Below are 14,192 nucleotides of genomic sequence, written 5' to 3' on the forward strand. Positions count from 1 at the left end.
AGGCTCACGGACCGCGGCGGCCTCACTCCCAGCCGTTACTCACCGAGGACGCGCTGGAGATACGGGTTGCGGAAGCGTCGGTCGGGGTCGAGGCGGTCGCGCAGGGCGACGAAGTCGTCGAAGCGCGGATACTCGGTCCGAAGGTCGTCGGCCGTCTGGGTGTGCATCTTCCCCCAGTGCGGCCGTCCTGCGTGGGAGCGCATGATCTGCTCGACCGCGGCGAAGTATTCGCGGTGGTCGGCGCGCCAGTAGCGATGGACGGCGATGTAGCCGGTGCGACGTCCGGACGCCGTGGACAGCCACAGGTCGTCCGCTGCGGCGGTCCTCACCTCGACCGGGAACTCGATGCGCCACCCGTGGGCGTCCACCAGTTCTCGGACCTCGGCGAAGGCCGATGCGACTCGTTCGAGGGGAACCGCGTACTCCATCTCGCGGAAACGTACGCTCCGTGCCGTCGTGAACACACGAGACGAGGCGTCGGAGAAGGCCCGGTCGCCCCACACCCGCGCGGACAGTCGATTGATCACGGGAACGGCGGGCGGCACGATCCTCCCCGCACTGCAGACCAGCTGATGCACACCGTTGCCGACCACGACGTCGTCGATCCACCGCCTCACGGGCGCGAGCGGCGCGGTCGGCTCGCCCGGCGGGAGTCGTGTGTTGGCCTTGGTGAGCGCGACATCCGTGTGGGGGAACCAGTAGAACTCGAAATGGTCGGTTTCCTTGGCGCGGCCGAGAAGTCCGGCGACGACATCCTCGAGGGGTTCCGGACGCTCGACCGCCCGCAGGCCGAACGCGGGCACGCATTGCAGGGTGACATCCACGATGACACCGAGAGCACCCAGACTGACAGCGACAGCGGGAAGGAGCTCGGGCTCGTGCTCCTCGTCGATCGTGAGCAGCTCGCCGTCGGCCGTGACGAGGGTCATGGCGCGCACCTGCGTGGCGATGCCTCCGAACGCGAGGCCGGTCCCGTGCGTGCCCGTGGACAGAGCACCCGCGAGCGACTGCCGGTCGATGTCACCGAGGTTCTCCATGGCCAAGGCGTGCGGTGCGAGCAACGCCGGGATCTGATGGAGCCGGGTCCCCGCCCACAGCCGCACCCGGCCCCGGTCGACATCGACCGAGACGATGCCGGTCAGATCGGAGAGATCGAGCAGCACACCCGGAGCGACCGCGGCGCCACTGAAGCTGTGCCCGGCTCCGACGGCTTTCACAGCGAGGCCGCGCGACGCGGCGGAGCGCATGGCGCGACGGACCGCATCCAGGGTCGGTGGATACTCCACCCGCTGGGGACGCACGCTCTCGGTGCGCGCCCAGTTCCGCCACGTGCCGCCGGGCCGCGTCACAGGAAGGCCTTCCCTTCGCCCCGGTATGTCGGTGTCTCGCCGATCAGCTCCGATCCTCGCGTGAGGTGATATCGATCGACGCGCTCGGCGAGCTCGCCGCTCTTGGCGTGTCGGAACCAGACGCGATCGCCCACGCGGAGGCCTCGTGCGTTGTCGCCCTGCAGCGGGGTCTGCACCTCTCCGGTGCCCTCTCGTCCGAGCGTGCGCAAGCCCGCGGGCCAGACGGGGCGCGGCTGGCGAGAGGCCACGGGAGGCCCGGAGGCGACCCACCCGCCTCCCAGCACCGTGGCGATGTCGAGCGTGGGACGGCGTACGACCTCGAGGGCGAAGGCCGCGGCAGGCGCCGGATCGAAGGCTCGGTAGCCGTCGAAGAGGTGGCCCGCGAGCAGGCCGCTCCCCGCCGTCGTCTCGGTCACCGCCTGGTCGGCGGAGGTCGACTCCAGTGACCCGGTCCCACCCCCGTTGACGAACTCCAGCGGTGCGATCTCCCGCAGAGCGGCGACGATCGCTGCGCGGCGGTCGCGCAGTTCGTGGTCGCTGCGCCTCTGCATCCACCGAATCACCGGATCGCCGGGTCCGACGTCGTCGGGCTGGCCGGCGATCTGCGCCTCGTACATCATCAGCCCGACGAGCCGGAATCCGGGCCGCGCGACGATGCCCCGGGCGAGACGGGAGACTTCCGCCGCATCGTGCGCGGGCGATCGGCGCACCCCGATGTGCCCGAGCACGGGTGCCCGCCACGAGGCGTCGGCGTCGATCGCCACGCGAAGCGTCGCGCGGTGCGAGGGGGCTGCGACCGCGTCGATGAGGTCGAGCTGGGCGAGGTCGTCGACCATGAGCGTGATGCGCGCGCTCGCTGTCTCATCGGCGGCGAGAGAGGCGATCGCCGCGCGGTCTGCCGTCGGATATCCGAGGACGATGTCGTCGTACCACTGCGCGAGCCAGAGCGCCTCCGGCAGGGTGAAGGCGAGGATGCCCGCGTAGCCATCGAGCGCCAGCGCCGCATCGAGCACCGCCCTCACCCGGATGGACTTGCTCGCGACCCGGATTGGCACCCCGCTGGAGCGGACGACGAGGTCGAGGGCGTTGTAGCGCACGGCGTCGAGATCGATCGTCGCGATCGGTCCGGACAGCGACGCGATCGCGCGGTCGCGGGCGGTCCAGTACGCCTCCGGGTCGCGCCAGGGCGCGAGCGCGCCCGCGGGTTCGGAGAGAAGATCGAGGCCCATGTGAGGCTCCTTCGCACGTCGAGGCCCAGCCTAGACGTCCACCGGCGCCGGGCGCCCACATCCGCCGCCGACGGCGCGCGGTGACGATGTGGGACGATGTGGGACGATGCGTAGGATGTCCTCTCCCGATGCCGAGCTCCGCGACCTCCGCCAACGCGCATACGGTCGCCACGCCGACCTCGACGACGTCGGCCGACGCCGACTCGAAGAACTGGAGGAGCTCGAGCGAGTGGCACGGTCGAGCGCTCCCGCTGCGATGCGCCCGGCGGGCGCCGACGATGGGGAGCCAGATCGTGACGATCGGGACGGGGATCAGCGAGACGGGGAGGCCGCCGAAGCCTCGCCCGCACCGGTGCACTGGCCGGACGCGGACGCCGACGCCCTCCCCGAGCCATCCGCGTCGGTGATCGAAGGCCCCGACCTCCGACGCCGTCTCCCTGACCTCCGACGCCGTCTCATCGGGCGCCGATGGCTCTATGCCGCGTCGCTGGTTCTGGTCGCGGCGGTCTCGGCAGCCCTCACCTGGTCACTGTCGGCCGTCGCGCCCGTCGTCACCTCGAGCGGTGCACGCCAGGTCGCGACGCTCCAGCAATCGGGTCAGCCGGTGCCCGGATTCTTCAAGTCCGCGGGCGAAGGAACACGCGTGTACGAGTTCCACGGTATGACGATCGTGCGCACCGAAGGCTCCTTCTATGGGACGGCCGGCGAGTGCATCATGGCCTACCCGTCCCTGAACGCGTCCGCCTCGGGCGACGCCATCACCGGGCCGAGCTACTACGGCTGCCGAGCCGGCGACTTCCCCGCCTCCGTCCAGTTCACGGTAGGCGCCGACGACCCTGCGGAACTACGGGATTCCGTCGGCGAGGGGAACGGCGTGCAGTTCGTGCTGGATGGTGACGTCGTCGGCGTCTTCGTGAGCGAAGCCGCCTCCGACGACTAGGTGTAGTTCCCCGTGAGCCGGCGGGACTCGTCGCGCTCCGACACCGGGGACGTGAGGAGCTGGAATCGGAACAGCACTCCCCCGCTGACGAGCCACAGGATCCAAGGGTTCTCGGTGACGGGATGCGCGGAGAGCAGGGCTCCCTCGTCGTGCGGGTCTTCGATGAGCGCCGTGTCGTGGGCGAAACGCTTGCCCAACACGACGAGGTTCCCTCGACCCTCCGCCAACTCCGCGACGCTGAGCTCGAGCCAATCGCCGAGCTCGTGCGCCTGCGGCGAGAACGTCATGCCTCCTACGGGGCTCGGATCGGGGACGAACGCCGTCTCCTCCGCCATGTCGATGTGGATCATGCGTGCCCAGCGCTCGGCGAAGATGAGACCACAGGTCTCCAGTTCGCCGCGCACGCCGCGTACGGCGTCGACGGCGTCGGCGCGCGCGAGTGTCGGACTGGCCGTCAGCGCTTCGAACTCGTGGAACGGAAAGGCGGAGCGTCCCCGCACCACCGTCGTCGTGCGCCGCACGCCACGTCCACGCTCCGCGCTCCCCGCGACATCGGCGCAGAAGTCGCCGAGGTGACTCAGCATCACCGGCCCCCACTCGGGGACGAAACCGATCGGCGCCAGCTCCTGCATCGCCCGATCCCAGGCCTGGTTCGTCCGGTCGTCTGGGCGGCGCACGTCGGGGACCACCGAGGGATCGACCTCTTCGACGATGCAGTGGTCCAGATCGCGCGTCTCGGTGACACGGAAGGCGACCTGACCTCCATCGATCACCCCCGTGAGGAAGGAGACAGAGGAGCGTCGGTACAGAAGGTTGACGGCCAGCTGTTCGGCGTAGGCGCCAACGGCCGACTCCTCCCATCCCGGCCGCGACGTGTACCACTGCGTCCCGTCCTCAGAGACGAGACGAGCCTCGGTCGCCACCGCCGCGAAGACCTCCACACACACCACGCGGGCCAGAAGGTATCACTGCTGCGCAGCCGTCTGCAGAGAACAGACGTACCCCCGCTGGGACTCGAACCCAGACTGAAGCGATTTTAAGTCGCCTGCCTCTGCCATTGGGCTACGGGGGCCTGCGCCCACGATAGCCCGCGGGTCAGCGCGCGGTGGTCTCGGCGGGCTCCTTGGCGGCCGCCTTCTTGGCCGGGGCCTTCTTCGCCGCGGGCTCAGCCGGAGCCTCCGCCACCGCCGGACGCGGGCGAGCGGCGAACTCCTCGAAGACGTACCGCGGGTTCTGCACGGTCTGCAGCGACACGTTGTCGCGGTTGAGCCAGAAGTTGTGCCACCAGTCGCCGATCACACGCCACTTGCGCTCCCACGACGGCATCGCCAGGCCGTGGTAGCCACGGTGGGCGATCCACGCGACGAAGCCCTTGAGCGCGATCTTGCCGGACTGGAAGACACCGTTGTAGAGACCGAGACCGGCCACCGCACCGAGGTTCTTGTGGATGTACTCACGAGGCACCTCACCGCGCATGACGGCGACGAGGTTCTTGGCGAGGAGCTTGGCCTGGCGGACGGCGTGCTGAGCGTTGGGCACGCAGTATCCACCCACGCCGGCACCGGTGAGGTCGGGCACGGCCGCCACATCGCCCGCGGCCCAGGCGCCCTCGACGGCCTCGTCGGAAGTGCCCACCCGGAGGTCGGCGCGAGTGCGGATGCGGCCGCGCTCCTCGACGGGGAGGTCACCGCCGCGAACGACGGTCGGGTTGGCCATGACACCGGCGGTCCAGATGATGAGGTCGGTGGGGATGACCTCGCCGGTGGAGAGCTCGACGTTGCCGTCGACGGCGCCGGTCACCTGCGTGTCGAGGTGGACGTTGGCGCCCCGCTTCGCGAGGTCCTTGAGCACCCACTCGCTCGTCTTGAGCGACACCTCGGGCATGATGCGCCCCATCGCCTCGATGAGGTGGAAGTGCGTGTCCTCGAAGCGCAGCTGCGGGTAGAGCTTGAGAAGCGACGACGCGAGGGCGCGGGTCTCGGCGAACACCTCGATGCCGGCGAACCCGCCGCCGACGACGACGACGGTGAGCAGGCGGTCGCGCTCCGGCCCGGCCGGAAGGTTGGCGGCACGATCGAAGTTCGTGAGGATGCGGTCACGGATCGCGACGGCTTCTTCGATCGTCTTCAGACCGATCGCGTTCTCGGCAATGCCGGGAATCGGGAACGTGCGGGAGACGGCACCCGCGGTCACGACGATCTGGTCGTACGTCTCGGTCCACGGCCCACCCACCTCGGGCGTGATGGTCGCCGTGCGCGTTGCGTGGTTGATGCCGGTGACCTTCGCCACCACGACGCGGGTCTTCTTGAGGTGCCGGCGCAGGCCGACGACGACGTGGCGCGCCTCGATCTCACCCGCGGCGACCTCCGGCAGGAAGGGCTGGTACGTCATGTACGGCAGCGGGTCGACGATCGTGACCTCCGCCTCGCCCTTCCGGAGGTGCTTCTCGAGCTTCCACGCGGTGTAGAAGCCGGCGTAGCCGCCTCCGACGATGAGGATCTTGGGCACAGCGCTGGTCGCGGGGGCGAACGCAGGGCTGGTCGCGGTGCTGGTCACAGGACGCGGAACTCCTTGAATCAACGGCTCGACGTGCGGGAGGCGCGCGCCGATCTAACTCGCCGGGCAGCAGCGGTGACGCCGAGCCCCACCATTATAGCCACCACGGTACCGGCCAAGAGCGGCACGGTGCCGTACCTCAGGCTCTCCGCGCTCGGCAGGAGCGCCGATTCCGGCGGCGTTGCCGCCTCCGGGGCGGGAAGCTGCGGGACCACGACGGGCGCCACGGTGGGAGTCGGCTGCGGCTTGACCTCCTGGCGCCGGTACAGACGGATCCACTCGGTGAGGCTTCCCATCGGGTTCTCATCGACGCGGGCGACCTTCGCCGAGACCGCCGCGGCGGCATCGACCAGACCGTAACCGTACAGCGCAGGCTTGGCCCGAGACTCCGGGGTCGACCGTGCGGTGCGGATGATCCGGTTGATGACGTTGTCGGCGTCGAGCTCGGGGTGGGCCGCCCTGACGAGTGCCGCGATCCCCGCCACGATGGGGGCCGCACCGCTCGTGCCGTCCCAGATCACGATCTGACCGTCGGGCGACACCCCGAGCAGTTCTTCGCTGGGCGCCATGATCCCGATCGCGATCCCCTGCGTCGATGCCTCGACGCTCGCCTTGCCGGAACGGTTGACGCCGCCCACCGTGAGCACACCGGGAATCGTCGCGGGCGCCCCTACCTCGTCGGTGCCGGTGCCCCGGTTCCCCGCAGCGACGACGACGACGACGTCGTGCTGGAACGCATAGAGGAATGCCTCGTCCCAGCTCGGATCCCATTCGAGAGTGTTCGTGGTGAACGACAGGTTGATGACATCGGCGCCATGGTCGACGGCCCAGCGCATGGCGTCGGCGATCTGGTCGACGAACGGCACGGCCGCCGACGAGCCGAAGCCGACCGACAGCGACAGGAGCGTCGCCTCGGGGGCGACCCCGAGCATCCCGGCTCCGTCACCGGTGCCCCGCGATGCCGCGAGCGATGCCACCCAGCTGCCGTGGTTCGAGTCGACGGCGCCGACGGGGCTGCGTCCGTCCGGTGCGCCGACGCCGGAGAAGTCCGCGCCGTCGCGTACCCCGCCGAACTCCACCGGGCCCTTCCCGATGCCGGTGTCGATGACGGCGATCGTGACACCCTCGCCCCGACTGGTCTCCCACGCGGTGCGGATGCCGTAGTCATCGAGCCAGTACTCCAGCGACTGGACCGGATCGATGTCCGCGTCGTCGTCGGGCGGTACCGTCGCGGCCGTCGTCCCCCCGAGGACGATGAGGAACGCGACGGCCGCGGCGCTCCAGCGCACCCACGGGCTCCATCGGGCCGTCACGCGGCGTCCTCCGCGCCGGGCCCGGGACGCGCGCAGGTGCACCTGGACGGAGACCAGTCGCCGCGCTCGAGCGCGAGATCGCCGATCGGGTTGACGCCGGGGCCTGCCGCCAAGGCGTGTCCCGCGAGGGCGTGGAGGCACTTCACACGCGAGGGCATACCGCCGGCGGAGACTCCCTCGATCTCGGGCACCTCGCCATAGGCCGCACGGTCGGCCAGGTACGCCGTGTGCGCTGCCGCGTACGCGGTCGCGACCTCATCGTCCGTCGCCAACAGCTCCGAGAACTCGCGCATGACCTGCGCCGCCTCCAGCGCGCTCATCGCGGCGGTCGCGCCCGGATGCGTCAGGTAGTAGAAGGTGGGGAACGGAGTGCCATCGGGAAGCCGCGGCTCGGTGGCCACGACCGTCGGGTTGCCGCACACGCACCGCGCGGCGATCCCGACGACGCCGCGCATGGGGCGACCGAGCTGCTCGCGCATGATCTCGAGGTCGCGGTCGGTGGCAGGCGTCAGAGGCACCCGTCCAGGCTACCCGGCCGCACCTGAGGCCCCGCTGCGTCGCGAGTAATGGTGAAGGGGGCGGCGCGATGGCCCGGCGACCGCTCACTCCCCCACGGCCGGCCGCGAGAGCCCTGCGGCGGCGACGGATCGCACGAGCTGCGCCATCCAGTCGGTGCGCGTCTCTTCGACATCCTCGCTCACCGGGGCCTGCTCCTGCGGGATCGCGGAGGCGGGAAGATCGTCGTCGACGAGATAGACGACCTCACCGGGCCGGTAGTAGTAGAGCCTCTCCCGCGCCTGTGCCGTGACATAGGCGGGATCCGCCCAGCGCTCGCGCTCCAGCTGGAGCTCGGCGATCTCGTCCTTGCCGAGCGTCACGGCCTGACGCAGCGCCGCGATCTGCTGCCGCTGATCCAGGTACGTCCCCACCGACGGAACGAGGACCAGCGCCGCGAGCACCACGAGTCCCAGCATGATCCCCGTGAAGGCCGTCAGCCGCAGACGCCCCACCCAGTCGCGGACGTCCACCTGTGACCGGGACGGCGAAGAGGGAGCCGACGCGGCGCGTCGGGCTCCCTCTTCGTTCATGTCTTCCAGCCTACGTCGCCGCAGTTGGGGCCGCGGCAGGCGCTCCGTCAGCCCGCGAAGCGCGGGAAGGCGGCGCGCCCGGCGAAGACCGCGGCGTCGCCGAGCTCCTCCTCGATGCGCAGCAGCTGGTTGTACTTGGCGACACGCTCGCTGCGTGCCGGCGCCCCCGTCTTGATCTGGCCGGCGTTGACCGCGACCGCAAGATCGGCGATCGTGGTGTCCTCCGTCTCGCCGGAGCGGTGCGACAGCATCGAGCGGTAGCCGCTCTGCGTGGCGAGGGAGATCGCGTCGAGGGTCTCCGACAGCGTGCCGATCTGGTTGACCTTCACAAGCAGCGCGTTGGCGACCCCGAGGTCGATGCCGCGCTGCAGTCGCTGCGGGTTGGTGACGAACAGGTCGTCACCGACGAGCTGGACCTTGGAGCCGATCGCGTCGGTGAGCGCCTTCCACGCGTCCCAGTCGTCCTCGGCCAGGGCATCTTCGATCGTGACGATCGGGTAGTTGGCGACGAGGTCGGCGAAGTAGTCGGTCAGCTGCTCGGCCGACCACGCCTTGCCCTCGACGGTGTAGACGCCATCGGCGAAGAACTCGGTCGCGGCGACGTCGAGCCCGACGGCGATGTCCTTGCCGGGCTGGAAGCCGGCCTTCTCGATCGCCTTCATGAGGAAGTCGAGGCCCTCGCGGTTGCTGGGGAGGTCGGGGGCGAAGCCGCCCTCGTCGCCGAGGCCCGTCGCGAATCCGGCGGCCTTCAGCTCACCCTTCAGGACGTGGTAGACCTCGGTGCCCCAGCGCAGGGAGTCGGCGTACGTGTCGGCGCCGATCGGCGCGAGGAAGTACTCCTGGAAGTCGATGCCGTTGTCCGCGTGCTCGCCGCCGTTGATGACGTTGAACAGCGGGACGGGGAGGACGTGCGCGTTCGGGCCGCCGAGGTAGCGGAACAGCGGCAGGTCCGCGCTGTCGGCAGCCGCCTTGGCAACGGCGAGCGAGACGCCCAGGATCGCGTTCGCGCCGCAGCGCGACTTGTTCTCGGTGCCGTCGGTCTCGATGAGGATCTCGTCGACGATGCGCTGCTCACTGGCCTCGACGCCCTCGAGCGCCGGACCGAGCTCGTCGACGACCGCGGCGACGGCCTTCAGGACGCCCTTTCCGCCGTAACGGCTCTTGTCGCCGTCGCGCAGCTCGTACGCCTCGAACGCGCCGGTGGATGCGCCGGAGGGGACGGCGGCGCGCTGGACGATTCCGTCGTCGAGCAGCACCTCCACCTCGACGGTCGGGTTGCCACGCGAATCCAGGATTTCGCGTGCGCCTACAGCCTCGATCAGTGCCACAGGGGACTCCTTGCTTGTGGAGGATGGATCTGGGAGCGTCGTCGGTCCGCTCCCGAGTCTAGTGATGCCGCGACGGGACTCACAGAGCGTGGCCGCCGGGTCAAAGCTCCCCTGCGCGGACGACCACCGCGAGGGCGATGCCGTCCCACCCCTTGAGATCGAGGGTCTGGAGAGCCGTGGCGTCGAAGCGCGGGTCGCTTCCGAGCATCGCCAGGGCGCGCTGCGTGCCGACCACACGCGGGTCGGTGGCGTCGGGATCGGCCACCTCCCCACCGCGGGCCACGTTGTCGACCACGACGACCGTGCCCTCCCGCCCGAGCCGTGCGGCCCAGTCGAGGTAGAGCGTGTTGGACTCCTTGTCGGCGTCGATGAAGACGAGATCGAACGGCTCCTCGTCGGACAGGGTCGGCAGCACGTGCTCTCCCCTGCCGACCCGGATGTCCACGAGTGATCCGACTCCGGCGCGGTCGACGTTCGCACGCGCGACCCCGGCGTTGACGGGCTCCGCCTCTATTGTCACGACCCGACCGCCTCTGGGCAGGGCGCGGGCGAGCCAGATCGTCGAGTACCCGCCGAGCGTCCCGATCTCCAGCACCCGGCGAGCGCCGCTGATGCGAGCCAGGAGGTGGAGGAACTTGCCGTTGACCGGTGCGACCTCGATGGCGGGAAGGCCCGCGTCGCGCTGCGCCTCGACGGCCTCCTCCAGTGCGGGATCGTGTCCCACGAGGGTGTCGGCGAAGTAGCGGTCGACAGCGAGCCAGCCGTCAGGAGTGGGCGATGCAGATGTCATGCCCCCAGCGTCGTTCCGCCTGGTCGCCTCGTCAAGCCGCGCCGCGATCGGAGCGGCGGGCCGCGCGGGCGGCGAGTGCCGTCAGCACCGAGGCCCCGGCCGCGGCGTCGTCGACGGTTACCGTGAAGGTCTTGCCACTCCGGCGACGCACCTCGATGCCCTCGCCCGCGCGCATGACGACGCCGAAGCGCCCCGAGGGCGCCCAGCGGAGTCCCCACCCGCCGAACTCCGCCATCGGGTCGACGTGCACGACGGCCGCCTCGGCCACCTCCGCCAGAGGAACCCGCATCCGCGGCCATCCCAGCCCCGAGGTGACGGCGAGGCCGGCCTCGTCCACCCGCACATGGAAGACGAGGTTCATCGCGACGAGGAGGACGAGGAGCACGGTGACGCCGAGCATCACCGCCTGACCGGCGAGGTCCATTCCGGAGAACCAGGCGATGACCGCGATGACCACCATGAGACCGGTCGCGGCGAGCAGGATGACGATGCCGCCCCGCGCCATCACCGTCCGCTGGAGCCAGACGACCTGTTCGTCGTCGGCGACCTCCAGCGGTGCGGCGTCGCCGAGCCGCGTGGGGACGTAGACCATCCGGGGTTGAATCGCGAAGCCGACGGCCCCGGCGGCGGCACCCGCGAGGACGCCGGCGAGGAGCGGCATCCAGATCGTGGCGGCGTCGGCGGCGTCGGCGAGCCCCGCCTGGGCCGTGGTGGCGACCGTCACGAGGACCGTCAGGAACACGGCGAGCCCCCACGACACCGCCCCGAGGAGTCGAGGAGAGCTCCCGATCCCGCCTCGCCGCAGCGCGGGAAGCGTCGTCAGGGCCATCAGGAGCGAGGTGCCGGCGACGACGGCAAGGAGCACGAACGCCACGAGCCACAGCGGCCCGAAGCCGTCCGGGTGTCCGCTCGCGCCCCAGTGCACGGCGATCGGGTCGGGAAGCGCCTCGGCGACCGAGATCAGGACTCCCAGCCCCGCGGCGACCGTGAGGAGCGGCAACACGATGGCGACGAGGACGAAACGGCGGACCGCCGCGCGAGGCTCTGCCGTCTGTGGGGTCGGTGTGTCAGCGGTCATGGGCTGCCTCCTTCACGAGAGCGGCGAGGGTGTCGGGCGATAGCGAGAGGGCGCGGGCGCGGGCGGCGAGCGCCGTGATGTCCTCGTGGAGATCGGCGAGTGGCGCGACGGCGGCGGTCACGACGGCACCGCGTCCCGGGCGCAGATCGACGAGGCCTTCGTCGCGCAGTCGCTGATACGCGTGGAGCACGGTGTGGAGGTTGACCTCGAGTGCCCGAGCGAGTTCGCGGGCGGCGGGAAGGCGATCGCCGGGCTTCATGCGGCCTGCGGCGGCGTCGGTGCGGATCGAGGCGGCGATCTGCTCGAACAGCGGCGCACTGCTGGTCGGGTCGACGCGGACGATCATGCATCCATTCTATGACAACTAGAACAAATGGAGCGTGCGTCGACGATCGGATCCCGCTCCTCCGAGGCGGGGAGACGGATCAGCGGCGGGATCAGCCGAGCGTCTTGAGCTGGAGGTCGTCGCGCCCCTGCCCCGCGCTGACGGTCGCGAAGGAGGTGTAGCCGTCGGCGGCCGCGCGCTCGAGAAGACCCTTGAGATTCTTCGTCCGCTGCTCGAGTCGAACGCGGGCCCCCTCCCCCACGAACGTCGCTTTGAGGTGAGCGAGGTGCGCGACCGGAACGTCTCGGTCGTGGACGAGTACGACAGCGTCGGCCGCGATCGCCGTCGCCGGCGCCACGAGGTCGACGATCCGCTCGAACCCGAGCGAGAAACCCACCGCGGGCACGTCCTGGCCGAGGAAACGCCCGATCATCCCGTCGTAACGTCCGCCGCCACCGAGGGAGAAGCCCACCGACGGGTGGGCGAGCTCGAAGATCGTGCCGGTGTAGTAGCCCATCCCGCGCACGAGGAACGGATCGAAGACGAGGGGGACGCCTGCGACCGGGACACCGCGCGCCGCGGCGACGGCCTCGGCGATGCCGGCCAGGTCGGCGGCGGGCTGCCGCACCTCCTCCGGCAGGACATCGACGGCAGGGAGGACCCTCAGGATCGCATCGACCGTGACCGGGACCGACACTCCCGTCGAGGAGACGCCGTCGGTGCCGACCAGGAGCGACCGCAGGTAGTCGGCAGCGGCATCTGCCGGCACGCCGTTGTCGTGCAGTTCGGCGACGACCCCGTCGGGGCCGATCTTGTCGAGCTTGTCGAGGGTGATCAGCGCCGAGGCGGAGAACTCGTCGCCGATGCCGAGGAGGCTCAGGATGCCCCGAAGGATGCGGCGGTCATTGATGCGGATGGTTCCGCCGTCGAGGCCGAGGGCGTCGAGAGTGTCGAGGCTCGCCGCGAGCAGCTCGGTCTCGGCGCGCGCCGACGCGTCTCCGATGATGTCGATGTCGCACTGCAGGAACTGCCGGTAGCGGCCCTTCTGGGGGCGCTCGGCGCGCCAGACGGGAGCGATCTGGATGGAGCGGAAGACCGCGGGGAGCTCCGCACGGTGGCTCGCGTAGAAGCGCGCCAGCGGCACTGTCAGGTCGTAACGGAGCCCGAGGTCCGACAGCGCGGCGGGATCGTCGGCGCTCGCCCGGATCGCCTCGGCATCCATCCCGCGCTTGAGCACGCTGAAGGAGAGCTTCTCGTTGTCGCCGCCGATCCCGGCGTGCAGGCGCGCGTACTCCTCGACGACGGGAGTCTCGATCTCGTCGAATCCGTGCGCCCGGTAGCGGTCGCGGATCACGGCGAGCACGCGCTCGCGACGGGCCTTGTCAGCGGGGAGGAAGTCGCGCATGCCACGCGGCGGGTTCACGGATGCCACCTGGCCATTGTCCCAGGTCTGCGCCACTCCTCCGGTCCGGCTCCGGAAGAGTCAGGCCACGCCGTCCGCGTGGGACTCGGCCCGGCGCACCTCGACCTCGACTCCGCGCAGCCGCTCACGGAGCGCCCGCTCGGCATCCCATCCCTGCGCGCGCGCGGCGGCCACCAACGCCAGGAGAGCGTCACCGAGCTCCTCTTCCGACGCCGGAGACGGGGAGGGCGGCAGAGGCGAGTCGATCACCGCGCCGACACGCCCGAGCATCTTCTGCGCCAGCGCCAGTGAGGGCATGTGCGGCGACACGCCGTCGAGCACACTGGTCCGAGCGCTCTTCTCGGCCGCCTTCGCGGCGTTCCAGTGCACGAGCACCTCTTCCGGTGTCGTCGCCACGGCGTCGCCGAACACGTGAGGATGCCGCCGCACCATCTTCTCGGTGAGCGCGCGGGCCACATCGTCGATGTCGAACGGATCGTCGCCGTCCTCCGCGGCGATCTGTGAGTGGAAGAGCACCTGCCACAGCAGATCGCCCAGCTCTTCCCGCAGGTCGTCACGGGTGCCGGCCTCGACGGCATCGACGAGTTCGGCGGCCTCTTCCTGCAGGTAGGGCACGAGGTCGCGGTGGCTGATCCGTGCGCTCCACACGCACCGCTCGCGGACGGCCTGCATCGTCGCGACGGCACGGCGGAGCGGATCGAGGTCGGTGTCCATGCGGCCACCCTAGATCCTCGTCTCCCCCGCGGCATCCGGCGTCACACGTGACGAGCCGG

At 70.5% G+C, this 14,192-nt stretch carries 14 protein-coding genes and 1 tRNA gene; 1 reads left to right on the forward strand and 14 read right to left on the reverse strand.

Translation table 11 applies throughout. The features are described from left to right. Positions 1 to 35: 35 nt before the first annotated feature. Positions 36 to 1,349: a D-arabinono-1,4-lactone oxidase gene (locus tag AVP41_RS04480; protein WP_067161312.1), complete on the reverse strand. Its 1,314-nt coding sequence runs from the start codon at positions 1,347 to 1,349 to the stop codon at positions 36 to 38. Then, on the reverse strand, positions 1,346 to 2,578 hold the full coding sequence (locus AVP41_RS04485; RefSeq protein WP_067161315.1) for an alanine racemase: 1,233 nt from the start codon (positions 2,576 to 2,578) through the stop codon (positions 1,346 to 1,348). Before AVP41_RS04485 ends, AVP41_RS04480 begins: the two co-directional genes overlap by 4 nt. A gap of 115 nt (positions 2,579 to 2,693) precedes the next feature. On the opposite strand from AVP41_RS04485, the gene AVP41_RS04490 reads away from it, so the two are divergent. Then, the gene (locus tag AVP41_RS04490; RefSeq protein ID WP_067161316.1) at positions 2,694 to 3,518 is read left to right on the forward strand and encodes a hypothetical protein; all 825 of its coding nucleotides are present in this window, start codon (positions 2,694 to 2,696) and stop codon (positions 3,516 to 3,518) included. On the opposite strand, the gene AVP41_RS04495 is transcribed toward AVP41_RS04490, so the two are convergent. The 12 genes from AVP41_RS04495 to AVP41_RS04550 all read right to left on the reverse strand — a co-directional run bounded on the left by AVP41_RS04495 (position 3,515) and on the right by AVP41_RS04550 (position 14,133). Further along, on the reverse strand, positions 3,515 to 4,468 hold the full coding sequence (locus tag AVP41_RS04495) for a hypothetical protein (RefSeq protein WP_157532382.1): 954 nt from the start codon (positions 4,466 to 4,468) through the stop codon (positions 3,515 to 3,517). The two genes, AVP41_RS04490 and AVP41_RS04495, sit on opposite strands and share 4 nt — an antisense overlap. Before the next feature lie 49 nt (positions 4,469 to 4,517). Continuing rightward, positions 4,518 to 4,590, reverse strand: a tRNA-Leu gene (locus AVP41_RS04500). A gap of 23 nt (positions 4,591 to 4,613) precedes the next feature. Further along, positions 4,614 to 6,026 (reverse strand): NAD(P)/FAD-dependent oxidoreductase, encoded by a 1,413-nt coding sequence (locus AVP41_RS04505; RefSeq protein WP_067162785.1) that lies wholly within the window; start codon positions 6,024 to 6,026, stop codon positions 4,614 to 4,616. Between the two features lie 68 nt (positions 6,027 to 6,094). Further along, positions 6,095 to 7,387, reverse strand: a complete 1,293-nt coding sequence (locus tag AVP41_RS04510) for a S8 family serine peptidase (protein ID WP_442922772.1) — start codon at positions 7,385 to 7,387, stop codon at positions 6,095 to 6,097. Continuing rightward, complete coding sequence (locus tag AVP41_RS04515) at positions 7,384 to 7,866, reverse strand: DUF501 domain-containing protein (protein WP_067162787.1); 483 nt, start codon at positions 7,864 to 7,866, stop codon at positions 7,384 to 7,386. Before AVP41_RS04515 ends, AVP41_RS04510 begins: the two co-directional genes overlap by 4 nt. Before the next feature lie 123 nt (positions 7,867 to 7,989). Further along, complete coding sequence (locus AVP41_RS04520) at positions 7,990 to 8,475, reverse strand: FtsB family cell division protein (protein ID WP_067161318.1); 486 nt, start codon at positions 8,473 to 8,475, stop codon at positions 7,990 to 7,992. 47 nt (positions 8,476 to 8,522) lie between these two features. After that, positions 8,523 to 9,803, reverse strand: coding sequence for a phosphopyruvate hydratase (eno, locus tag AVP41_RS04525; protein WP_067161319.1), 1,281 nt, complete (start codon positions 9,801 to 9,803; stop codon positions 8,523 to 8,525). A gap of 100 nt (positions 9,804 to 9,903) precedes the next feature. After that, on the reverse strand, positions 9,904 to 10,593 hold the full coding sequence (locus AVP41_RS04530) for an O-methyltransferase (protein WP_067161320.1): 690 nt from the start codon (positions 10,591 to 10,593) through the stop codon (positions 9,904 to 9,906). Between the two features lie 31 nt (positions 10,594 to 10,624). Beyond that, complete coding sequence (locus AVP41_RS04535) at positions 10,625 to 11,671, reverse strand: DUF1648 domain-containing protein (protein WP_067161328.1); 1,047 nt, start codon at positions 11,669 to 11,671, stop codon at positions 10,625 to 10,627. After that, the gene (locus AVP41_RS04540) at positions 11,661 to 12,017 is read right to left on the reverse strand and encodes a GntR family transcriptional regulator (RefSeq protein ID WP_067161336.1); all 357 of its coding nucleotides are present in this window, start codon (positions 12,015 to 12,017) and stop codon (positions 11,661 to 11,663) included. The genes AVP41_RS04535 and AVP41_RS04540 overlap by 11 nt, the downstream gene beginning before the upstream one ends. 91 nt (positions 12,018 to 12,108) lie before the next feature. Continuing rightward, on the reverse strand, positions 12,109 to 13,401 hold the full coding sequence (locus tag AVP41_RS04545; RefSeq protein WP_067162790.1) for a histidine--tRNA ligase: 1,293 nt from the start codon (positions 13,399 to 13,401) through the stop codon (positions 12,109 to 12,111). 78 nt (positions 13,402 to 13,479) lie between these two features. Next, the gene (locus AVP41_RS04550) at positions 13,480 to 14,133 is read right to left on the reverse strand and encodes a MazG nucleotide pyrophosphohydrolase domain-containing protein (protein ID WP_067161337.1); all 654 of its coding nucleotides are present in this window, start codon (positions 14,131 to 14,133) and stop codon (positions 13,480 to 13,482) included. Positions 14,134 to 14,192 lie beyond the last annotated feature (59 nt).

Source organism: Microbacterium sp. TNHR37B, assembly GCF_001620065.1.
GTDB lineage: Bacteria > Actinomycetota > Actinomycetes > Actinomycetales > Microbacteriaceae > Microbacterium.

Bases quoted from the DNA above. Each gene is read 5' to 3' on its own strand.
- AVP41_RS04545 (WP_067162790.1), bottom strand. From the start codon at position 13,401: ATGCGCGACTTCCTCCCCGCTGACAAGGCCCGTCGCGAGCGCGTGCTC.
- AVP41_RS04485 (WP_067161315.1), bottom strand. From the start codon at position 2,578: ATGGGCCTCGATCTTCTCTCCGAACCCGCGGGCGCGCTCGCGCCCTGG.
- AVP41_RS04520 (WP_067161318.1), bottom strand. From the start codon at position 8,475: ATGAACGAAGAGGGAGCCCGACGCGCCGCGTCGGCTCCCTCTTCGCCG.
- AVP41_RS04515 (WP_067162787.1), bottom strand. From the start codon at position 7,866: ATGCGCGAGCAGCTCGGTCGCCCCATGCGCGGCGTCGTCGGGATCGCC.
- AVP41_RS04535 (WP_067161328.1), bottom strand. From the start codon at position 11,671: ATGACCGCTGACACACCGACCCCACAGACGGCAGAGCCTCGCGCGGCG.
- AVP41_RS04530 (WP_067161320.1), bottom strand. From the start codon at position 10,593: ATGACATCTGCATCGCCCACTCCTGACGGCTGGCTCGCTGTCGACCGC.
- AVP41_RS04490 (WP_067161316.1), top strand. From the start codon at position 2,694: ATGTCCTCTCCCGATGCCGAGCTCCGCGACCTCCGCCAACGCGCATAC.
- AVP41_RS04540 (WP_067161336.1), bottom strand. From the start codon at position 12,017: ATGATCGTCCGCGTCGACCCGACCAGCAGTGCGCCGCTGTTCGAGCAG.
- AVP41_RS04550 (WP_067161337.1), bottom strand. From the start codon at position 14,133: ATGGACACCGACCTCGATCCGCTCCGCCGTGCCGTCGCGACGATGCAG.